We start from the raw sequence: 20,630 nt of genomic DNA on the forward strand, positions 1-20,630 counted from the left end.
AACTCATATCTCACCACTTTTATTTAAACGACGCTGCAATAACTCATGTCATCCACAGGGTTGTTATGATTTGCTCTCACCTTATGGCAAATATCCAGTTGTTTATAACAGCTATTGACTGATCTCTGTTGAGAGCAACAATGATCACACCGGCAATGTCAAGATATGCCAGAGCCCTATCTCTCTCTTTTTGAAGCAACTTCCCGGTCAGTATCCTTTCATCAACCTCTATTTCCAACGCCTTACTCGCAGCCCTAACCATTCGGTTGAGTTTTATGCGAGAGCCGAGAAACCAGGCCAGAAGCACAAGCGTGGCAAAATTAATTAATATCAAGATCCAGTATTTTTTAAAAACATCTGTCAGCGTTATTTTCCCAAGGTCTTTATAAGGGCCGACTTTCAATTCTTTCAGGCAGTCATGCACAGACTGGTAGTTCAGTGGAATTGTCCATCCGCCACAATTTGCAGCTTGTGCGGCAGCAGAATTTTCAGGCACACCTATCAATGCAGCACTAACCTTTTCAGCCAATTCATTAGAGGTGAGTTGAAGTTTTGCCATGGGCCATTCCGGATACTCTCGCGTGGAATGCATAAAAGGCAAATGTACATTTTCCCCGCCATGTTCATGAATAACATAAAAGTCATCCATGCGAATCTTTCCTTCTGCGTCCATACGCTCAAGCGTGTCAGTCCGCACTGTTCCGGCATCGACTTTTCCATCTCGAACAGCATAAACGACGGCATCATGGGTTCCGCCAAAACTAAAGGAAGCAAAGTCTTTAAAAGGATCGATTCCGGCTTCTTTTAATTCCCGCCAGGCCGTTCTCCAGCCGCCAAAGGATGTCTCTTCGACTGCCATAAAGGTTTTGTCTTTCAAATCACGGTATTGACGGATATCGTTGCGCTGTTTTTTGCAGAAAACAACACCTCCGAATTTTGTGTTAATTTTACCAAGCACATTATTTTTTAATGTAGCAATGCGGCTGATCCCGTAATAATTTTCTAACTCAACATACAATGACGAGTTAGCCATGATGAAATCAACTTCATCATTTTTAACAACAGTGTAAATTTGATCAAAGGCAAGGGGTACTATTGTAAAAGTTTTTCCAGGAATATTTTCGGTCAAAGATTCAACAGTTGGAGACCATTTTTCTATACAGCGCTCAGGCCCTCTTTTTGCCAATACTCCGATTTTTATTACCGAATCCTCAGCCAATGCAGCACCAGCTATAGCACCAGTCACCAGAAAGATGGCGATGAAAGAAAAAATAACTTTTTTGCTTTTTAATATGATAAAATTTTTCATGATTTTATCCGGTAAAAGTCTATGATATGATCACTTTAATAAAAAGTATCGTATCGTACATTGTGATACAAAGTAAATAAATTTTCAAAAAACGATTCTATTATGAAAAAAGGCATAATCAAATCAACCAAATTTGTTAACTTGACTATCTGTTTGTTAATCAATACGTTTTTTAGTTTTTCCAGTGTGCTGGTAAAAACATCCCCTGTTTCTTCCTCGGTGTCAGCCTTTTACAGGGTGTTATTTGATAATCTTTTCATGAAAAGGAAAAAAGCAGGTTACAATCGTCATACCATCACATGCAGGCCCGGCAATTTTTTTGCAGTCTTGTATTGAACCTGGACATGCATCCTTGTTTTTGGGAATACGCCGGCATCGTTTCGATGTCATGGAGATTTTAAAATTATATCTTTCTGAAAATATTTTCATTCGCAGAAGATCAGCTCCTTTTCCTCCCGCATTAAAATCAAAGGGCCGTTTTGATGAATAATTCATTGTCTCCTGGGTGGAAAAAAAACCTTCAAAAATTCTTTTTTGAGCTTCCCGGGTAAGTCCGATCCCATGATCTTTTACCATAAACTCTACTCCATTATCTTTTTGATGAGTAAAGACCTCTATTTTTCCTCCATCCGGTGTGTTTTCAATGGCATTCCGAATAAGGCCATCCACGGTTTTTCTTAACGGTTCAGCAGGAATCCAAATCGAGGAAGAGGCTTTAAGGCGGGTAATCAGGGAGATATTTCTATGGACCATATCAGGCTTAATGGCGTTGATTCTTTTTTCAACAAACTGATTTAAAAAAATATTTTGGAAAACAGGATCACGGGGACTGAAAATGTCTTCAATCTTCCGCCTTACTTTGGTAATGACCCCTTTTTCTCCGGTTTCCTCTGCAATAAGGGCTTCGAATTCATCCTGGCATTGTTCAAGAATAAGGGAAAAGAATTTATGATGAAAGACTTCTTTCTTTTCAACAATATCATAAACTTCACCTTCAATCCCGATAATACGATCCAGGTTCCTTTGTATTCTTTCAAAAGTTGGCCGCCATGTTTCTTCGGGAAGATCCGTCAGTTTTTTTGAAAGAATCTTAAAAGAGCTTAAAAGAATTGCCACAGGAGTTTTCAGTTCATGGGACAAATGGCTGATCATTTTATCTTTCGCACGGTTCAGACTCTTTAACTCTTCATAAGCTTTTCTCAATTCCCTTGATACTCCGGCATTTTCAATTGAAAGCGCAACGGTAGCTGCAAGAGTGTTCAAGGTTTCAAGGTCTGTATCATCAAAATCCCCTATTTTTTTATTATCTGCTGCCAGTATGCCAATAATGCGATCTTTATTCCTTAAAGGAACCAATGCTACATTCTTAATTTTATACCCGATTTTCAGATCCCTTGATTGATACTGGTTCTGGTCATCGGAAAGGTCATTGACAATCATGGAATTGCCGGTCTTTACCACCTGACCGGACAGGAGTTCATCCAGTGAAAAACGGGCTTTCTCAATACGTTCCCGTGTAATCGGATCATCGTGGACGGCACTTAAAAAATAGAATTCCTTTTGATCCTTATCCAGTAAAATTGTATTGGCGCTTTCAGTACCAATAAGTTCTTTGATTTCAGTGTTTATATAAAAAAGGAGTTTTCTTAAGTCGGGGTATCGGGGTAGAGCCTGGCTGATCCGGTTCATAGCGCCGCGATTGCGTTTGATCCGGTTTTCCATGGTCACATCCCTGAGGACAATAATTATCCCTTCAGGATTGTTATTCTGATCCTTGTCCACGCCAATTCGAATTATCACATCCAAAATTTTTCCATCTTTTGTAAGCCGCTTGGTATTTAGTCGCAGGACGTTTTTTTGGATAGGCAGGATTTTAATCCTGTCGATCAGTTCATCTCTAAGGGAATGAGGGACATATTGCTCCCCTTTTTTTCCTTTCAACTCTTTTAAAGTCCAGCCAAAGGTTTTGGTAAACGCTGGGTTCAAATAGGTAATCAGCTCCTTTGCATCTCTGACAAGGACGGGATAGGGCAGGAATTTTAAAAATCTTTTATGGTTTCTACTTGCTGTCCGGTTGATCTGTTCGGCTTCTTCGACTTTCAGGACTTCCCTTTCCAGGTCTTTTATCCTGAGCTCTAATTCTTTATATGTGGGTTTTCGAACCATAGCATTCCCAGGTAAGGTTAGAAATATTAACAAAAAATGGCATAGATAGCTTTGATTACCAATTGCTGCCGGTGCTGTAAAGAAAAATTTATTTGATTTTTTAATGATTTCAAGGTAAAGGCATTCTTTGAACAAAAGTTTTTGTACCGGCAAAAAGGAGGGAACAATGGACAGCGAATCATACGGACAACACATTATTTTCATCATCATTTTAATGCTCATTTTTTTCTTGAGCTATTGTTCGGTCCCGTCAACTGATACTTTAATGCTCGAACATAAAATATCAAAAAAAGCGCAAACCAAAATTCATCAGACTCAAAAAGATGAAGAGGAAACAGTTCAGCCCGAGGAAACAGTTCAGCCCGAGGAAGTTAAATCAGATACAATCAATGCACCATCTGAGGAATCATCGGCTCTCTTACAGGAAACCAAAGTTGAGGCGCAAAAGGTTAAACCCGCAACAGGGAATGGGGAAAAAATACTGCAAATAGATGTGATTTCAATGGAGAATCCCCTATATAAAATTCATAAAAAAGGGATTGTACAATTTACCCATAAAAAGCATGTGGAAGAATATTTAATTGCCTGTGGCAGATGCCACCATGATGAAACAGGGAAACCGCTGGATTTAACTATTAATGATAATCCCAAAGGATGTATTGAGTGCCATAAAGAGACAGAAAAACCAAAGGGTGAAAAACTTGGGAAAAAAGAAAAAATAGCCAAGTACCATTTTGAAGCTCTCCATGCCAATTGCATTGATTGCCACAAGGATTACAACAAGGAAAAAGGTGATCCCAAGGGCAAGGTGCCGGCACCGGCATCCTGCACTAATTGTCATCCAAAGAAATAAGAAATACCGTAGAATCAGCCGAATTGTCAGGCAAACGGGCAAAGTTTTGTATGGATCAGATATCGGAAGGACTTTTTTGGGGCTTGTCGCGCCAGCAGTATTGTTTGCTGCATCCAGGCATCATAAAAGTTTTTTCAATGGTTTGTTTGTGGGCAAAATTGTCAAGAAGTTTTAATGCATTCCCGGTAACAAATGAGATGAGTTTAATATCGCTCTCAACTATTGAATCGGCGGGTTTCGTAGAGATGGCACCGCATATCAGAACGGAAACCTGCATTTTTTTTAGCAGTTTTATAAGATCGGAAGGCATTGCAGGATTAAAGGACGCATAACTTTTTTTGACAATCATCTGGTTCTCAATGTGTGCTACAAAAAGTGTGCTGGCAGCATCAAAAACAGGAGAAATCCTGTTACCCCAAACTGTTATGGCTATTTTCAATGATATCCTCCATTTGTTCCGACTTCATGGAATTGCAAAGCATGTGCCTGAATGAAAAAATTTGGTTGAATTAATCAGATATCTTTAAATATTAAGTGGTTAAGTCAAAAAAGGAACTCAGATGGTTTAATCGGGATCATGAAAAAGGTCGCAAAAGTAAGACGATTCCCATTGCAAGCGTTGCAATAAAAAAGAGGGGGTTCTTATAAGGTCATTCCCAGTTTCTTAATCCTTCTGAAAAGGGTGCTTTTATGGATACCCAGATCTTTAGCTGCAGCACTGCGGTTATAATTATTGCGTGCCAGGGCATCGGTAATGACTTTGGTTTGTGCTGATTTAACAGGATCGCTATCTATCTCTTCATTGATATTGGATGGCAGGGATAAAAATCCGGGTAAATGATGCAGCTTTATGTAGCCTTCGGAGCAGAGGACAAATGCATGTTCAATAATATTTTCAAGTTCCCGGATATTGCCTGGAAACTCATGGGACATAAATGCCTGAAGGACTTTTTTATCTATTCCCTGGATAAATTTTCCCTGGCGGATATTCATTTTCTGGATAAATCGATCCACAAGAAGGGGAATATCTTCCATTCTATGTCTTAGCGGTGGCAAGGAAAGCCGGATAACATTAATCCGGTAATAGAGATCCTGTCTGAATCGGTTTTGTGAGACAAGGTCAGAAAGCTCTTTGTTGGTTGCTGCAATAATTCGTATGTTGGTTTTCTCCTGAGCCAGGGCACCAAGGGGGGTGAATTCATGTTCCTGAAGAACCCGAAGAAGGCTGACCTGAAAAGCCGGACTCGTATCTCCGATTTCATCAAGAAAAATAATGCCGCCATCGGCAAGGGCAAATTGGCCGGGTTTGTCCTTCATGGCATTGGTAAAGGCGCCCTTTTTATACCCAAACAGTTCGGATTCCAGAAGTGTATCAGGAAGTGCGCCGCAGTTTATGGCAATAAACGGCTTTTTTTTTCTGTGGCTCATATTATGGAGGGCCCGTGCAAGCAATTCTTTTCCCGTGCCGGTTTCTCCCTCAATCAGAACTGAAGAATCGCTGTCAGATACCTGGGGCAGGATATTAAAGATCTTTTTCATGGCATTACTGCTGCTGATAATATCTTCCACTTTAAATTTTGTGGAGAGCTCTTTTCTGAGCTGCTCAACAAGAGAGTGATCTCTGAAAGTTTCAATCCCGCCGATAACGTCCCCGTTTTTATCGATCAAAAGAGAAGTGGATGCGGTGATGGGTGTTTTTTTCTTTTCACTGTTAATAATATATCCGGACGAGTTGATGAAAGGCCTGCCTTCTTCCATGGTTCTTTTGAGTGCACAGTCTTCTTCACACATATTGGAACGAAAGACTTCCCAGCAATGCCGACCAATGGCATCTTTACGTGAAATGCCGGTTATCGCCTCTGCTGCCCGGTTAAAAGATGTGATTTCCCAATTATAATCTATTGTAAAAACACCATCTGATATGCTTTCAAGAATGATCTTGGTGGTATCCTCAGTAAGCGGTCCGAGCATTTTTTTCTTTATCATTTTTTTAGTCCAGTGTTTTTTATCTTGTTTGTCATTATTTTAAACCAAATGGTTGCAATTTTGCAACCATTATGTGACTGAACATCAATTATCCTTTGGTCCAGAGAATGGCTTTCCTTTTTTTCAAAGATTTTCGAGAAATAACAAAAATCAAAAGGCAAGAATCCTTTTGATTTTCTTGCTATTTACGTTTGATTGTGGCATCTATAAAAATTCAAATAAAGAAATGGTAATTCAATGTATATAGGAAGTTTTCACAAGGAGTAAGTGTAATGGATCAGCGGTATCATCCTGAATTGGTAGAACCTGAGTGGCAGGCATACTGGAATAAACATCAGCTTTTCAAAGTCAATGAAGATTCATCAAAAGAAAAATATTATCTGTTAGAGATGTTTCCTTACCCTTCCGGTAAAATACATATCGGTCATGTGCGTAATTATACCATTGGTGATGTGGTTGTCAGATATAAACGGATGAAAGGCTTTAATGTTATTCATCCCATGGGGTGGGATGCTTTTGGCATGCCTGCTGAAAATGCAGCCATTGCTAATAATACCCATCCTGCTGCCTGGACATATGATAATATCAAGGCCATGCGGGAGCAGCTTAAAAAAATGGGGTTCTCATATGACTGGGACCGTGAAATAGCAACCTGCCACCCGAAATATTATAAATGGGAGCAGTGGCTTTTTCTTAAAATGCTGGAAAAAGGAATGGCCTATAGAAAGGAATCCTATGTAAACTGGTGTGAGAAATGCCAGACTGTTCTTGCCAATGAGCAGGTTGAGCAGGATAAATGCTGGAGATGCTCCCAGACGGTTCAGCAAAAAAAGCTGTGGCAATGGTTTTTTAAAATTACAGATTATGCCGAAGATCTTCTGGTTCATTGTGATAAACTGCCTGGATGGCCTGATAAAGTAACTGTCATGCAGAAAAATTGGATCGGCAGGAGTGTTGGATCTGAATTAAAATTTAAAATCCATGGCAGAAATGAAGATATTGAGGTTTTCACCACAAGACCGGATACGGTTTTTGGTGCAACCTTTATGTGCCTTGCCCCGGAACATCCTCTGGTTGAAAGCCTTTCAAAGGGGACACAAAAAGAAGACGAAGTCTCGGCCTTTGTTCAAAAGATATCCAGCCAGGAAAGATCTGCCGAAGGGATAGAAAAATATGAAAAAGAAGGGGTCTTCACAGGTGCCTTTTGCATTAATCCGGCAACCCTGGAGAAGATTCCGGTTTATACAGCCAATTTTGTTTTAATGGAATATGGAACCGGTGCCATTATGTCCGTACCGGCCGGTGATCAGCGGGATTTTGAGTTTGCTAAAAAATATGGGCTTGACATCAGGGTGGTGGTGCAGCCGGAAGGGGAGAATTTCAACGGAAACACCATGGAAGAAGCTTACACCGGTGAGGGGGTTATGGTGAATTCCGGTGAATTTAATGGGTTGGACAGCAAAAAAGCCATGGATATAATGACAGACTGGCTGGAAAAAAAGGGCAGGGGAAAGAAGACTGTTTCCTATAGATTAAGAGACTGGGGAATCTCAAGACAACGATACTGGGGAGCGCCGATTCCTGTTATTCACTGCCCGGATTGCGGTGTGGTCCCTGTCCCTGAAGCTGATCTTCCCATAAAGCTTCCTGAAGATGTAAATCTTCTTGAAAAGGGGGGCTCTCCCTTGCCGACCCTTGATTTTTTTGCAAAGGCCACCTGTCCTGAATGCGGCAGACTGGATGCAAAAAGAGATACCGATACCATGGATACCTTTGTAGAATCTTCATGGTATTATTTGAGATATTGTTCACCAAGATATGAAGACGGTATGTTTGACCCTGAGGCCGTAAAATACTGGGCTCCCGTGGATCAGTACATTGGTGGCGTAGAACACGCGGTACTTCACTTATTATATTCAAGGTATTTTATGCGGGTATTAAATACCCTTGGAATGATTGATTTTAAAGAACCGTTCACACGGCTGCTTACTCAGGGTATGGTCTGCAAGGAGACCATGACGTGTCCCGACCATGGATATCTCTATCCCGAAGAAGCGGTCAAAAAGGCTGAAGGAAAGCTTGTGTGCACAAAATGCAATAGTGATGTGGAGGTGGGCCGGGTCATTAAGATGTCCAAATCCAAGAAAAATGTGGTCGATCCCAAAGAGCTGCTTGAAAAATATGGTGCTGATGTGACCCGGTTGTTCTGCCTGTTTGCAGCTCCCCCTGAAAGAGATCTTGAATGGAGTGAGGATGGGGTTGAAGGCAGCAATAGATTTGTAAACAGGGTGTGGCGCCTTGCCATGGAATGCATGGAAAAGATTGAAGGATCCGAGGAGCCCTTTACCGGCGCAGCCTCCGACCTGTCATCAGCACAGGCAAAAGATCTCTATATCAAGGCAAATCAGACCATACAAAAGGTCACGGATGATATTGATAAAAGCTTTCATTTTAATACGGCCATTTCTGCTGTAATGGAACTCGTAAATGTCTTGTATACAATTGATCTTGATTCTGCAGACACGGAATTGAAAAAAGTGATCCTGTTCAGTCTTGAAAGCACCCTGTTATTGTTGTCTCCAATTATCCCGCATTTTTGTGAAGAGCTTTTTAAAAGATTAGGTAAGAACGGATCAATCATAGAGCAACCCTGGCCTGACTACAGAAAGGATTCTCTAAAAACAGATGATGTTCTTGTTGTGGTCCAGGTAAACGGGAAGCTTCGATCAAAATTTACAATCAATGCAGACAGTGAAGAGACTGAGATCAAAGAAACAGCACTGGCTGATGAAAAGATCAAAAAACATATGGGTGATAAAGAACCCAAAAAGGTTATTATTATCAGAAAAAAACAAACACTTATAAATATTGTGGTTTAATATGAAAAATTTAAAATGGGTCTTATGTGTTTATGTGGTTGTACTTGCATTTTTTTCATCCTGCGGTTACCAGTTTGAGGGCGGCGGATATATTAATAACGATGTGACGCGTGTCGCTGTGAAAGTTTTGGAGAATAAAAGTTCTGAAACAGGAGCAGGCATCGCATTTACCAATGCTCTGATACAAGAAATTCTTCAAAAGACCGACACAAAAGTTGTAGATGAATCCCGGGCAACAGCTGTTTTTGAAGGAACAATCAAAGCGATCACCTTCGCTACCCTGTCACGTTCAACTACGGAATCTGTGATAGAAAGAAGGGTTGCAGCTACAGTTGATCTGAAACTTACAAACAAGGATGGAGACGTGATCTGGTCTGTCAAGGATTTTACATCAAACGAAGAATACTCTGTGTCTGAAGATAAGATCACTGATGAAAGCAACAAAAGAGAGGCTGTCGATAAAATAGCCATAAGAAGTGCTGAAAAATTAATCAGTAGAATGATGACCAATTTTTAGAATGAAAATAGTAAAGACAGGATTTACATCTTAATAAATGCAAACCCTGTCTTTAGCTGGTTGAACAAAAATAAAAAAATCCGCGAATGCTATGCATTCATGAATTTGAATAGTCTTGAAATTTTTCTGGAAGCAGTCTTTTTATGGATAACGCCCTTTTTAGCGGCTTTGTGAATTGCAGATTGAGTTTTTCTCATGAGTTCATCTTTATTGTCACTACCCTCTTCTTTTGCAGCATAAACACTTTTTTCCAAATTTTTAAGAGTGGTTTTTACAGATCTGTTTCTAAGCCGTCTTACCTGGCTCTGTTTCGCACGTTTTTTTGCAGATTTATGGTTAGCCAACTTGGTCTTGCTCCTTGTTTAAGTGTATTAAATTTAAAATTTTGCCATATTTCAAATTCGTAAAATTATATGATTTGTCAGTTTTTGTCAAGGAAAAATTGTGGGAAAGATATTAAAAAATCCGGCATTGATCAGCATTTTAACTTTTAGCAGTCGTGTTCTTGGAGTTGTCAGGGATGCACTCATCGCCTTTTATGTTCTTTGTTTATCGACAGTTTTGGGCTTAAGGGGTTTGTTTTGTCCGTTTTCATATCTGCCATGGCAGGGTTTATATATTTGTTTATCAACATCCCAGGAGCCGTGAATATTGATAAATTTGAGATTATTGTTTCTGCTTGCAGATCACTTTTTTTATCTGTTATAATGTTTTTTCTTGTTAAACAGGCGGCGGCGTTTATCTTGGTGAAGGAGGGTAATCCGTTTTGGTTTGGAACAGGGGTGGTGGGTTGCATCTGTTTTGGATTGGTTTTTTATTTGGGCGTGAATATCCTGATTTCAAGCCCTGAATTAAAATTGTTGAAAAAGGGAATGATACAGAAAAAATCATGAAAATGGTCGAAAAAACCGGTTTTTATGTTTCAATATTTATTATCATCGTATTATTATTTCTTATTGTTTTTTCAACAAACGGTGTTTTAGATTATAAAATATTAAAGGGAAAGGAAGTCGTTATTTTAGAGCAGGCCCGGATGGTTGAGCTTGCAAATCAAAAACTTGAAAATGAAGTCAAAAGTTTAAAAACCGATATGAATTATATCAAGCATGTGGCAAAGCATGAACATGATATGGCTGAAGAAGATGAGCTCATTTTCAAAGACAAGTCAGATAATAGAAGGAATACACCATGAGTCAGGAGTTAAAAACGCTCGAACTTGCGAAAATTTATGAAAGTCAGGGCTATTACAAAGATGCCTTTGAAATTTATTCTTTTCTGGACACAAAGGAAACTTCGAATGAGATCAAAGCCGGTTTAAAGCGCATGGAAAAAAGGATGGAAGATAAAGGCCGGAAAATTCATTCTGAAGAAAACATATCCAGGCTTTTTGAAAAATGGTTGATGTTGATGGTTTTGAAACAACGGCTTGATAATTTTAAAAAAATAAAATCACGACGATTGGAACAATGATCCTAAAAGAGATAAAAGGCACTTTTTTCCTTATTTTTTTTGCTTTGGTAACAGCCTTTTTTTATAATCATTTTTCTCCATCCGGCATTGCACTGTTTGGCCAGTGGCAGACATCAAATGGAGTTGTTAATGCTATTTCAAAGACAGACCCGGTGAATGCTTCAATTGAGATAAACAACCCTGAAATTATACAGCGGATTATTCAGAAAAAAGAGAGGATGGTTCTGGATGTCAGACCTTTCGAATTTTACGAAGAAGGGCACCTGCCGGGAGCATTGTCCTTTCCATTAATGGAGTTTGACATTGTCATCGGTAAGCTGTTAGAAATGACAGATCAACACTCTCCTCTCCTGATTTATTGTTCCAGTTTTGAGTGTATGGACAGTCATAATTTTGCGACAAATTTAAATGGCATGAGCTTTACTAATGTCAAGGTCTATCCGGGAGGTTTCAGGCAGTGGCAGGAAATGGGCTATGATATAGAAAAAAATGAAAAATAATACTAATGCGATCATCCTTTTTTTGATTAAACTGATTCTTGGTATTACGTTTATCTATGCCGGTTATCATAAAATTGCAGACCCTGCGGGGTTTGCTAAAATTCTATATGGATATGCGATTTTTCCAGGCGGCAGTATCAACATTCTGGCCATCTCCATTCCATTTATCGAACTTATTGCAGGGTTCTGCCTGATTTTTAATATTTTGTCCAGATCATCGCTTTTATTGATTAATACAATGCTTTTGGGCTTTATTCTTATGATCGGATTTAATCTTTTACGCGGACATCAGTTTGATTGCGGCTGTTTTTCGTTCTCAAGCCAACCCCAGACCATATCAAATATTTATTTATTGATCAGAGATCTCTTGTTGCTTTTATCAGGGATTTATCTGTGGATGAAAACTAAAACAGGAGTGTTGCGATGAAACCTAAAGGTAACCCCGAATCAAAAACACCGACAACAAAAACCAATATTAATGGACAAAAGACAATTGGTGCCGCCCTTCTAAACAAAAATGAATTCACCCTGATTATTTTAGGAGCCCTGCTGTTGACCATTATCATATTTTTTCTCTTTTTCAGATCTTCAGATCCTAAAGTCGAACCTGTTCAAAAAATCGTTTTAAGTACATCTTTTACTGATCTTGAAAAGAGAATAGAAAAAATAGAACAGGCGCTTCAGCTTAAGGAAATGTCTTCCGGATCAGCAAGGGACAATACAGAAAAAGGTATGCCGGGCATTGATCCCATAAAGGAGCGTGTGACACGGCTTGAAACGGCATTTTCAGTTAAATTTGACGCTTTAATAGAAAGAATGGGGAAAATCGAAAACAGCATTTCTCTGTTTAAAAATAAGCCTGCCGCAACAGTGGTGACACCAAAACCTGAGCCAAAGCTTTTAACACCGATAAAAAAAGCCTTAAAAAAAGAAAAAAAAGTTTCCATGTTTCATACGGTGCAAAAGGGGGAAACCCTGTACAGTATCAGTAAAAAATATAATACCAGTATTGCAGGCCTGCTGAAACTCAATAATCTGTCCGCCGATGCAAAAATTTACCCGGGGAATAAGATCATTGTCCGGTAGTATTTCAACAATCAGATAGAGGCAATTGCTTTATCTGCTTTTGACACGGGTGATAAAAGATTCAACCTTATTTAAATCTTTTATACCATAGCTTTTTTCAACACCGGAAGAGACATCCACAGCAGAAGGTTTCGCAGCCTTAATGGCCTGGCAGATGTTGCCGGGATGAAGTCCTCCTGCCAGGACAACAGGTGTTTTGCATTTTAATTGCAGGGACAGCTCATAATTCCAGGATTCTGCATTTCCGCCGGGAAGGGTTCCCTTTCCATATTCAACCAGAAAAAAAGAAGCGTTTTTGTATCTGGGTGCCTGTGTCAGAAAGGGTTCTTTTGTCGCAAAAAGCGCTTTAAGGATCAGAAGTTTTTTTTCTAACAGGCGGTTGACAAGGTCAGGGGGTTCATTCCCATGAAGCTGTACTCCCTTTAAAGCGCATTGATTGACTTTCTCCATGATGCCGTCATAGGATTCATCCACAAACACACCAATGGTGAGGATATGATCAGGCAGAGCGTTTGAAATTTGTGCAGCCCTTTGTATTGAAACATTTCTGGGACTTTTTTCAAAAAAGACCAGTCCTATGGCATCTGCTCCCAGGTTGGCGCATTCAAGGGCATTTTCAGGGTCAGTAAGTCCGCATATTTTTATCCAGGGTGTTTTTTGAAGAGGTTTTTTGATCATAGAAGGGTCACTTAATATTTCTGAGTTCCTTAATAAACGATTCCGTATCTTTTGCCCTTACAATGCTTTCACCCACAAGGAAGTTGAAGATACTGGATGAGAGGCCTTTTTGTATGTCTGTAAAGGATGAGATGCCGCTGGCCTCCACGGGAATAATACCGTCGGGAAGAATCGCTGCAATCCTTTTGGAGACGCTAAGATCGGTTTCAAGTGTTTGAAGGTTGCGATTGTTCATATCCACTACTTTTGCCTCACAATCATAAGCTGTTTCAAACTCTTTTTCCGAAGTGATTTCGACAAGCGGCTCCATGCCAAGTTCCCGTGCAAGGTTGATGTAATCCTTGAGCTGGTCTTTGGACAGGATGGTTGTGATCAGCAGAATGGAAGACGCCCCGGCTTTTTTTGCCTCATAAATTTGGTAGGAACTGATGGTAAAATCTTTTCTTAGAACCGGAAGGTTGGTGTTGGCACACACTATTTCAAGATCTTTTAAACTGCCTTTAAAATATTGTGATTCCGTCAAAACGGAAATGGCACGGGCACACGCTTTGGTATATTTTTGCGCATAAAGTGCCGGATCAAGGTCAGGCCTGATATCACCCTTGGAAGGAGAGGCCTTTTTCACTTCTGCAATAATACCAATGTCATCGGAACTGCTTTTTTCCATGGCTGTTAAAAAACTTGGCCCATGTGCCGTGTCCTCTGCTTCCCTTCGAATGGTGTTCAGCGGTATATGGAATTTGTTTTTTGATACTTCCAGGGATTTTATTTCCAGTACCTCTTTTAAAAAGCCTTCAACTCCCATATCAGCCATTCTCCCTGGTATATTGTGCAAGCAGTTCAAGTTTTTCTATGGCTTTTCCCGAATCAATAGATTGTTCCGCCAAGGTAATCCCGTTTTTTATAGTATCCGCTATTTCTGCGGCAACCAGGGCAACACCTGAGTTTAGAATGACAATATCTCGCTTAGGGCCTTTTTCTCCTTTTAATATGGAAAGTGTGATATCTGCATTTATTTTAATATCACCGCCTTTAAGATCATGGGGATCAGCATAGTCTTCAAAAAAATCAAGAGGGTCAAGATCATAGGACCGGATATTCTTGTTACTGAGCTTAGACACCCTTGTCGGTGCCGTAGTAGTGATTTCATCCATACCGTCATGCCCGTGAACCACAAATGCTTTATTGACACCCAAAAGCTTCAGTGCCCGGGCAAACATTTCTGTCAACTGGGGAGCATAGACACCCAGAAGCTGGCAACTGGCAGCAGCGGGGTTGGTCAAGGGGCCCAGCATATTAAAGATACTTCTGATTCCGCAGTCCTGTCTTGCTTTACCGGCATATTTCATGGAACCGTGATACATGGGGGCAAACATGAATCCGATACCAATCTCATTAATGGCTTCCTCAACGATTTCAGGATCCGCATTCAAATTCACGCCGAGTTCTTCCAAAACATCAGCGCTGCCGCATTTGCTTGAAATACGCCTGTTCCCGTGTTTGGCAACCGTCACACCGGCACCTGCCACAACAATAGCCGTGGTTGTGGAGATATTGAATGATCCGGATGCATCCCCGCCGGTTCCAACGATATCAATGACCTTTTTAGATAGGGTCTGAATCCTTATTGCCTTGCGTCTCATGGCCCTGGCAGCGCCTGCAAGTTCTTCAAATGTTTCTCCTTTGGTTGCAAGTGCAGCCATGAATGCCCCGATCTGGGCTTCAGTAATATTCCCTGAAAAGATATCCATGAGCATAGACGCACTGCTGTCCTGGTCAAGATCCTGTTGGGCTATGATTTTTTTTAAATTTTCTGTAAACGTCACGGTCTTATGCTCCTTTAATGAAATTTCTGATCAGCCTTTTCCCCAGACTAGTCATAAAGGATTCAGGGTGAAACTGGACACCCTGGGTTGGATGCTCTTTATGTCGGATCCCCATAATTTCACCATCTTCAGTCCTGGCGGTAATGGTCAGGCAGTCGGGAAGGTTTTCTTGGGAAATCGCCAGGGAATGATACCGCATGACGGTAAAGGGTTTGTTGATGCCGGAATAAATATGTTTCCCGTCAGAGGTGATCACGGATGTTTTTCCATGCATGATCTGCCTGGCATGGATGATTGTCCCACCAAAACTCTGGGCAATAACCTGGTGTCCAAGACAAACACCAAGAATAGGAACATGTCCTGAAAAATGTTTGACAACATTGAGAGAAATACCGGCATCTTCAGGACGGCCGGGCCCCGGGGAGATGACAATGGCGCTTAAGTCCAACGCCTTAAGATCATCAATGGATATCTTATCATTTCTAAAAACTTCTACATCCACACCCGTATGAAGGATATAATGAACTAGGTTAAAGGTAAACGAATCATAATTATCTATCACTGCAACTAACATTTATCTGCCTCCGCTATTATTGCCAAGAGCAAGCTTTAACGCCATCTCTACACTTTTTGCCTTGTTTTGACATTCCAGCAATTCTTTTTCGGGGTCAGAATCATATACAATCCCGGCCCCGGCCTGAACCGTCAGTTTATCATTTTCCATGACCGCTGTTCTAATAGTTATGGCAAAATCCATGTTTCCGGTAAAGGAAATATAACCTGCCGCCCCACCATAAACCCTTCTGGGAGTATTCTCAAGTTCGGATATGATTTCCATGGCCCGGATTTTGGGGGCACCGGACAATGTACCGGCCGGGAAGGTGGCTTTGAATAAATCATAGGCATCAACTCCTTTTTTCATGTCGCAGGTGATATTGGATACCAGATGCATGACATGGGAGTACCGCTCAATCACCATGATATCGGTGACCTGGACGGTTCCGGATTCAGCCACACGGCCTAAATCATTCCTGCCAAGATCAATGAGCATGACATGTTCGGCTTTTTCCTTTTCATCATTTAAGAGCTCATCTGCAAGTTTCCGGTCTTCCTGTTCTGTTTTTCCCCGGGGCCTTGTACCGGCAATGGGCCTTACAGTAGCGATGTCATTTTCAAGCCTGACCATGGTTTCGGGTGAAGAGCCTGCAATGATCATATCCTTAAAATTCATAAAAAACATGTAGGGAGAAGGATTAATATACCGCTGGGCACGGTAAATCAGGATCGGATCAACATTTGCACGACACGAGAAGGCCTGGGAATAGACAGCCTGAAAAACATCTCCTTCAACAATATGCTCTTTGATCTTTTCCACGCCTTTCATATAATCCCGGGGTTTTGTTTCAGATTCAAGTTGAACTTCAGAAGATTGAAACTGCTTTGTTTGCATAAAAGGGGTGGCAATGGTTTCAAGCATCTGGTCAAGATCATTTTGAGCCTGTTCAAATACGGTCTCGTGATTATCGCAATCATTGAGGTAACATATTTTAAGACAGGTCAAGGTCTGCTTTATATTATCAAAAATGATCATTTCATCAGGTATGATAAAATGGGCATAAGGTGTATCTTCCGGCAATGAAACCGGAATGTCTTCAAAAAATGAGACCATTTCATAGGTGAAATATCCGGTAAATCCACTCCAGAACCTGGGTAATTCAGGGATTTTGGCAGGGATGAACTCTTTGGAAATCGTCCTGATCACGTCCAGAGGATCATTGTTGTGAGCAATTTTTTTTGTTTCGTTTTTTGTTTGTATCTCAACATTCTGCGAGAAAATTTTAATGGTGCCGAACGCAGATACTCCCAAAAAACTGTACCGGGCCCATCTTTCACCGCCTTCGACACTTTCCAGTAAAAAACATTCTTTTCCCTTGCTGAAAAATTTTTGTAAAATGGAAACGGGTGTTTCCATATCTGCAAGAATCTGAGTGCAGACAGGAATGACATTGCAGTTTTTAGCAAGTGTTAAAAACGCTTGTTTTTCAGGAAATTGTTTTAAAATCATTTTTGTTTCCTTAAACATAAAAAAAGGCTTGCAGTTATTTATTATTAAGATGCAGCCTTTTAAAAACAAAAGGCTGCGACATTGTTTTGCTGCCGCAGCCCCTGGTTCTTTTTTATTTTTTTGAACGACTATTCTGACGGCAGCATGGACCATATCCAGGCTTGCCACCACCGATTAACTTTACCCTTAATATTTAAAATATTTTTTTTCATATCATTTATATTCTTTTATTTCGGGATAAAATAACCAGGATTTTATTTTATGTCAAGGAAAATGTTTCTATAAATAGAAACAAATTTGTCCAGCCCTTCTAAGGTATCAATTTAAGCCTTTTGATAAGTTTCTTTTCACTGTTATTAGACAAGGGAATTATAAAACTCAGGCCTTCTGTCGTCGAACAAATCGTTGTTTTCAGTGATTGATTTGTCTCTGGCAATTGCCAGGTCGATTTCCTGCACAACAACCTTATCTTCTTCGGAACTGGACCGTGCCATAATATCTCCCTTTGGCCCGACAATTTGACTATTGCCTGTGAACGAGAGTTCTCCGCGGGGGCGAATCTCTTTTCCCGTTCTGTTTGCCGTTATAGAATAGACCGAGTTTTCAAGAGAACGAGTAAGCATGGCTTTCTGGCAATGTGTAAGTACTAAGTTTGCGGGGTGACAAATCACGTCTGCCCCTTGCAGTGCAAGTACTCGAGCCACCTCTGGAAATGCCCAGTCGAAACAGATCATTATTCCTATTTTGGCTCCCCGGATTTTAACGGTTCCAAGCGGGGTGTCTCCGGGATCAAAGTACTCTTTTTCAGTATTGAAAAGATGAAGTTTCCGGTAGGTATGAATAAGTCCCGATGGCCCAATCACAAGTGCACTGTTATAGAGTTTGTCTTTCTGTCGTTCGGCAAATCCTACAACCAGGTGGAAATCATTGTCTCGACAAAATTTCGACAACCTGATTACAGTCTGAGAGTCAGATACGTCTTCTGCCAGATTTTTAAGCTCTTTTCGATCCTCGAAAAAGTATCCTGTAAATGCCAGTTCAGGGAGGACAATAATGTCCGCATTAATTCCTGCAAGTGTGTCTTGCACCTTTTCCAAATTTTGTGCGGGAGCACCAAATTCGGGGCAGTATTGGTAATATCCTATTCGCATTTTATTCCTCCCATCATCAATTTCATTCTGGATACTGCTCTAATACCTGAATAATTTGGAGCACGGTTTGATTCGCCGGTGTTTTCACACCATGAGTATTGCCTAATTCAACTACTTTTCCTCCAAAAATCTCAACTTCGGTTTTACGTCCCGCCTCAATATCCTGAAGCATTGACGTTGTTCCCTGTGGCGATAAAACATTTAGAAATTGATACCATTCTTCTATATCCCGGTTTGTCAGGTTAACACCCATAACATCTGTCAATGCAATTACTTCTTTCATCAAGGCTTCCATTAAACCCCGGGCATACGGGGATGTCTGGAAAACTCCATACGGAGCTCGCATCACAGCTGATGCCTGGTTCATCCCAACATTGATCATGAACTTCCACCATATCATCCGGATCATATCTTCCGGTATTTCATAAACGATTCCTGCCCTGTCAAATGCTTTTTGGACGCGGAGAACCCGCTGGCTGAAACGGGTATTGACAGCTTCACCAAAGTAATGTTTCCCTGGCTTGGTATAAGTTGTCTGGTTGCCATGACGTACAGCATCTATTGCAACAGAAATAGTATACAGCATCTTGTCCATACCATAGATGGAACCGATATATTCTTCACTCTCAAGGCCATTCATGACAGACATAATGGTGGTTGAATCACTTACAAGTTTTTCCAAACCTTGAACTGCTTCTTTGAGATGATGATGTTTCAGTGCCACAATAATGAGATCGACAGTCGAAGTAGCCTCATCAGGGTGGATGGCCGGGATTGCATAAGATTTTTCATTGATGACTAAGCCTTTGGTTTTGAGCTTGTCTAAACGGTTGCCTTTAGCAATCAATACCGTTGAAAAACCAGCTGTATCGAAAAATCTGCCGGCGAAATAAGAACCCATTGCCCCGGCTCCAAGGATTGCTATTTTTTGAATTTCTTGCATTGATTATTCCTTTTTTTTATCACTATAACAAAAGCAAAAGGGCAGCTATGACCAAATCAGTCCATAACACATTCATTCAGATTATTCATCTATAATCAACCTGATTGTCTGGCAGGGCGTGGAAGTTATGGGACATTTTCTTATAATTATGATATAAGTCCGGGTGTTGCTGGAACTTTAATCTTAAGAGAAAATTCAGGATAGCATATGACATTTGATGAACTTGGCCTTCGGATAGAACTGCTTAAAGCCGTTAAATCCAAGGGATACACCACACCCACCCCAATCCAGACCCGGGTCATTCCCGTGATTCTTAATGGACAAGACGTTCTGGCCCGGGCCCAGACAGGAACGGGGAAAACAGATGCATTTGCTCTGCCCCTGGTTGACATTTTGAGCCATCGGAAGGTAAAAAGACAACACCCCCGGGCGCTTGTTCTGGCCCCCACCCGGGAACTTGCACACCAGGTGGGAGAGAGCATAAAGGCTTATGGAAGGCGGGTATCCATTCGGTGTACCGTGGTTTACGGCGGGGTTAACATCGGTCCACAAATCGATCGGCTCAGGCGTGGCATCGATATCCTTGTGGCCACACCGGGAAGGCTTCTGGATCTTGCTGGCCACAGGGATCTGAATCTTTCCCAGATAGAATTTCTGATTTTTGACGAGGCAGATAGAATGCTGGATCTGGGATTCAGTGAGGAGATCTCCGAGGTTCTTGACCTGGTTCCGGCTGTTCGTAAAACCATGCTTTTTTCCGCCACCTATACCCAGCAGATTCGGGATCTTGCCAAAATTATGCTCAAGGAACCGGAATATATTGAGGTGACACCCGGCAAAAAGGCCGCAGAGTCCATTCTCCAGAAGGTACACCTGGTGGATCGGTCAAACAAACGCGCTCTGCTCATTCATTTGATTACCCAGGATCGCTGGGCCCAGGCCCTGGTCTTTGTCCGCACAAAACACGGAGCAAACAAGCTTACGGAAAAACTGGCTGCAAAGGGGATCAGTGCAGCAGCCCTGCATGGCAATAAGAGTCAGTCACTCAGAACACGGACGCTCAAAGAATTCAAGAATGGTGAGATCCGCATCCTCGTGGCAACAGATGTGGCTGCAAGGGGGCTTGATATCAGCAATCTGCCCCATGTGGTCAATTATGATATGCCGGGGGTGCCTGAGGATTATATTCACCGCATTGGCC

Annotated in this window: 21 protein-coding genes; 9 read left to right on the plus strand and 12 right to left on the minus strand. The window is 41.1% G+C overall.

Annotated features, from left to right (window positions below; translation table 11 throughout):
* Window positions 1–76: 76 nt before the first annotated feature.
* Both QAI40_RS12120 and QAI40_RS12125 read right to left on the minus strand, forming a co-directional pair.
* A complete protein-coding gene (locus tag QAI40_RS12120) occupies window positions 77–1,309 on the minus strand; it encodes a phosphate/phosphite/phosphonate ABC transporter substrate-binding protein (protein WP_299982618.1) in 1,233 nt (410 codons plus the stop codon).
* A 240-nt stretch (window positions 1,310–1,549) separates the two neighbouring features.
* Complete coding sequence (locus QAI40_RS12125) at window positions 1,550–3,475, minus strand: GAF domain-containing sensor histidine kinase (RefSeq protein WP_299982615.1); 1,926 nt, start codon at window positions 3,473–3,475, stop codon at window positions 1,550–1,552.
* Window positions 3,476–3,641: 166 nt separating this feature from the next.
* On the opposite strand from QAI40_RS12125, the gene QAI40_RS12130 reads away from it, so the two are divergent.
* On the plus strand, window positions 3,642–4,328 hold the full coding sequence (locus tag QAI40_RS12130) for a cytochrome c3 family protein (protein WP_299982613.1): 687 nt from the start codon (window positions 3,642–3,644) through the stop codon (window positions 4,326–4,328).
* A gap of 55 nt (window positions 4,329–4,383) precedes the next feature.
* Here the strand turns inward: QAI40_RS12130 and QAI40_RS12135 are convergent, their stop codons facing one another.
* Both QAI40_RS12135 and QAI40_RS12140 read right to left on the minus strand, forming a co-directional pair.
* Window positions 4,384–4,767, minus strand: a complete 384-nt coding sequence (locus QAI40_RS12135) for a NifB/NifX family molybdenum-iron cluster-binding protein (RefSeq protein ID WP_299982610.1) — start codon at window positions 4,765–4,767, stop codon at window positions 4,384–4,386.
* 203 nt (window positions 4,768–4,970) lie between these two features.
* Window positions 4,971–6,314: a sigma-54 interaction domain-containing protein gene (locus QAI40_RS12140; RefSeq protein WP_304511648.1), complete on the minus strand. Its 1,344-nt coding sequence runs from the start codon at window positions 6,312–6,314 to the stop codon at window positions 4,971–4,973.
* Window positions 6,315–6,586: 272 nt separating this feature from the next.
* Here QAI40_RS12140 and leuS point away from each other — a divergent pair, with 272 nt between their 5' ends.
* Entirely contained in the window at window positions 6,587–9,193 is a 2,607-nt protein-coding gene (gene leuS / locus QAI40_RS12145) for a leucine--tRNA ligase (protein ID WP_299982607.1), read from the plus strand.
* Window position 9,194: 1 nt separating this feature from the next.
* Entirely contained in the window at window positions 9,195–9,710 is a 516-nt protein-coding gene (gene lptE / locus QAI40_RS12150) for an LptE family protein (RefSeq protein WP_299982604.1), read from the plus strand.
* 89 nt (window positions 9,711–9,799) lie between these two features.
* Here lptE and rpsT read toward each other — a convergent pair whose 3' ends face one another.
* Entirely contained in the window at window positions 9,800–10,054 is a 255-nt protein-coding gene (gene rpsT / locus QAI40_RS12155) for a 30S ribosomal protein S20 (protein WP_299982601.1), read from the minus strand.
* A gap of 545 nt (window positions 10,055–10,599) precedes the next feature.
* Between rpsT and QAI40_RS12160 the strand changes: the two genes are divergently transcribed.
* The 5 genes from QAI40_RS12160 to QAI40_RS12180 are packed head-to-tail and all read left to right on the plus strand — an operon-like array spanning window position 10,600 to window position 12,766.
* Window positions 10,600–10,902, plus strand: a complete 303-nt coding sequence (locus tag QAI40_RS12160) for an FtsB family cell division protein (protein ID WP_299982598.1) — start codon at window positions 10,600–10,602, stop codon at window positions 10,900–10,902.
* Window positions 10,899–11,180: a hypothetical protein gene (locus tag QAI40_RS12165; protein ID WP_304511649.1), complete on the plus strand. Its 282-nt coding sequence runs from the start codon at window positions 10,899–10,901 to the stop codon at window positions 11,178–11,180. Before QAI40_RS12160 ends, QAI40_RS12165 begins: the two co-directional genes overlap by 4 nt.
* Entirely contained in the window at window positions 11,177–11,680 is a 504-nt protein-coding gene (locus QAI40_RS12170; protein WP_299982592.1) for a rhodanese-like domain-containing protein, read from the plus strand. Before QAI40_RS12165 ends, QAI40_RS12170 begins: the two co-directional genes overlap by 4 nt.
* Window positions 11,670–12,107, plus strand: coding sequence for a MauE/DoxX family redox-associated membrane protein (locus QAI40_RS12175; protein WP_299982589.1), 438 nt, complete (start codon window positions 11,670–11,672; stop codon window positions 12,105–12,107). Before QAI40_RS12170 ends, QAI40_RS12175 begins: the two co-directional genes overlap by 11 nt.
* Window positions 12,104–12,766 carry a LysM peptidoglycan-binding domain-containing protein gene (locus tag QAI40_RS12180; RefSeq protein WP_299982586.1) on the plus strand — a complete coding sequence of 221 codons (663 nt, stop codon included), beginning with the start codon at window positions 12,104–12,106 and terminating at the stop codon, window positions 12,764–12,766. The genes QAI40_RS12175 and QAI40_RS12180 overlap by 4 nt, the downstream gene beginning before the upstream one ends.
* A 30-nt stretch (window positions 12,767–12,796) precedes the next feature.
* Here QAI40_RS12180 and QAI40_RS12185 read toward each other — a convergent pair whose 3' ends face one another.
* From QAI40_RS12185 to QAI40_RS12215, 7 genes are all read right to left on the minus strand, one after another.
* Window positions 12,797–13,444 carry a phosphoribosylanthranilate isomerase gene (locus QAI40_RS12185; protein WP_299982583.1) on the minus strand — a complete coding sequence of 216 codons (648 nt, stop codon included), beginning with the start codon at window positions 13,442–13,444 and terminating at the stop codon, window positions 12,797–12,799.
* A gap of 7 nt (window positions 13,445–13,451) precedes the next feature.
* The gene (trpC, locus tag QAI40_RS12190; RefSeq protein ID WP_299982580.1) at window positions 13,452–14,258 is read right to left on the minus strand and encodes an indole-3-glycerol phosphate synthase TrpC; all 807 of its coding nucleotides are present in this window, start codon (window positions 14,256–14,258) and stop codon (window positions 13,452–13,454) included.
* Complete coding sequence (gene trpD, locus QAI40_RS12195; RefSeq protein ID WP_299982577.1) at window positions 14,251–15,270, minus strand: anthranilate phosphoribosyltransferase; 1,020 nt, start codon at window positions 15,268–15,270, stop codon at window positions 14,251–14,253. Before trpD ends, trpC begins: the two co-directional genes overlap by 8 nt.
* Before the next feature lie 4 nt (window positions 15,271–15,274).
* Window positions 15,275–15,844 (minus strand): anthranilate synthase component II, encoded by a 570-nt coding sequence (locus QAI40_RS12200; RefSeq protein WP_299982574.1) that lies wholly within the window; start codon window positions 15,842–15,844, stop codon window positions 15,275–15,277.
* Complete coding sequence (trpE, locus tag QAI40_RS12205; RefSeq protein WP_299982571.1) at window positions 15,845–17,335, minus strand: anthranilate synthase component I; 1,491 nt, start codon at window positions 17,333–17,335, stop codon at window positions 15,845–15,847. It lies immediately after the preceding gene.
* A gap of 356 nt (window positions 17,336–17,691) precedes the next feature.
* Window positions 17,692–18,486, minus strand: coding sequence for a nitrilase-related carbon-nitrogen hydrolase (locus QAI40_RS12210; protein ID WP_299982568.1), 795 nt, complete (start codon window positions 18,484–18,486; stop codon window positions 17,692–17,694).
* 22 nt (window positions 18,487–18,508) lie between these two features.
* A complete protein-coding gene (locus QAI40_RS12215) occupies window positions 18,509–19,429 on the minus strand; it encodes a ketopantoate reductase family protein (RefSeq protein WP_299982565.1) in 921 nt (306 codons plus the stop codon).
* 207 nt (window positions 19,430–19,636) lie between these two features.
* On the opposite strand from QAI40_RS12215, the gene QAI40_RS12220 reads away from it, so the two are divergent.
* The coding region (locus QAI40_RS12220; protein WP_299982562.1) for a DEAD/DEAH box helicase at window positions 19,637–20,630 on the plus strand (994 nt) is incomplete at its 3' end.

It is taken from the genome of Desulfobacula sp., assembly GCF_030611305.1.
GTDB lineage: Bacteria > Desulfobacterota > Desulfobacteria > Desulfobacterales > Desulfobacteraceae > Desulfobacula.

Excerpts from the sequence above, each read along its gene's own strand:
- QAI40_RS12175 (WP_299982589.1), top strand. The coding sequence starts at position 11,670 with ATGAAAAATAATACTAATGCGATCATCCTTTTTTTGATTAAACTGATT.
- QAI40_RS12180 (WP_299982586.1), top strand. The coding sequence starts at position 12,104 with ATGAAACCTAAAGGTAACCCCGAATCAAAAACACCGACAACAAAAACC.
- QAI40_RS12160 (WP_299982598.1), top strand. The coding sequence starts at position 10,600 with ATGAAAATGGTCGAAAAAACCGGTTTTTATGTTTCAATATTTATTATC.
- trpC (WP_299982580.1), bottom strand. The coding sequence starts at position 14,258 with ATGGCTGATATGGGAGTTGAAGGCTTTTTAAAAGAGGTACTGGAAATA.
- QAI40_RS12200 (WP_299982574.1), bottom strand. The coding sequence starts at position 15,844 with ATGTTAGTTGCAGTGATAGATAATTATGATTCGTTTACCTTTAACCTA.
- leuS (WP_299982607.1), top strand. The coding sequence starts at position 6,587 with ATGGATCAGCGGTATCATCCTGAATTGGTAGAACCTGAGTGGCAGGCA.
- QAI40_RS12165 (WP_304511649.1), top strand. The coding sequence starts at position 10,899 with ATGAGTCAGGAGTTAAAAACGCTCGAACTTGCGAAAATTTATGAAAGT.
- QAI40_RS12170 (WP_299982592.1), top strand. The coding sequence starts at position 11,177 with ATGATCCTAAAAGAGATAAAAGGCACTTTTTTCCTTATTTTTTTTGCT.
- trpE (WP_299982571.1), bottom strand. The coding sequence starts at position 17,335 with ATGATTTTAAAACAATTTCCTGAAAAACAAGCGTTTTTAACACTTGCT.
- QAI40_RS12120 (WP_299982618.1), bottom strand. The coding sequence starts at position 1,309 with ATGAAAAATTTTATCATATTAAAAAGCAAAAAAGTTATTTTTTCTTTC.
- lptE (WP_299982604.1), top strand. The coding sequence starts at position 9,195 with ATGAAAAATTTAAAATGGGTCTTATGTGTTTATGTGGTTGTACTTGCA.
- QAI40_RS12185 (WP_299982583.1), bottom strand. The coding sequence starts at position 13,444 with ATGATCAAAAAACCTCTTCAAAAAACACCCTGGATAAAAATATGCGGA.
- QAI40_RS12215 (WP_299982565.1), bottom strand. The coding sequence starts at position 19,429 with ATGCAAGAAATTCAAAAAATAGCAATCCTTGGAGCCGGGGCAATGGGT.
- QAI40_RS12125 (WP_299982615.1), bottom strand. The coding sequence starts at position 3,475 with ATGGTTCGAAAACCCACATATAAAGAATTAGAGCTCAGGATAAAAGAC.
- QAI40_RS12130 (WP_299982613.1), top strand. The coding sequence starts at position 3,642 with ATGGACAGCGAATCATACGGACAACACATTATTTTCATCATCATTTTA.
- QAI40_RS12210 (WP_299982568.1), bottom strand. The coding sequence starts at position 18,486 with ATGCGAATAGGATATTACCAATACTGCCCCGAATTTGGTGCTCCCGCA.
- QAI40_RS12140 (WP_304511648.1), bottom strand. The coding sequence starts at position 6,314 with ATGATAAAGAAAAAAATGCTCGGACCGCTTACTGAGGATACCACCAAG.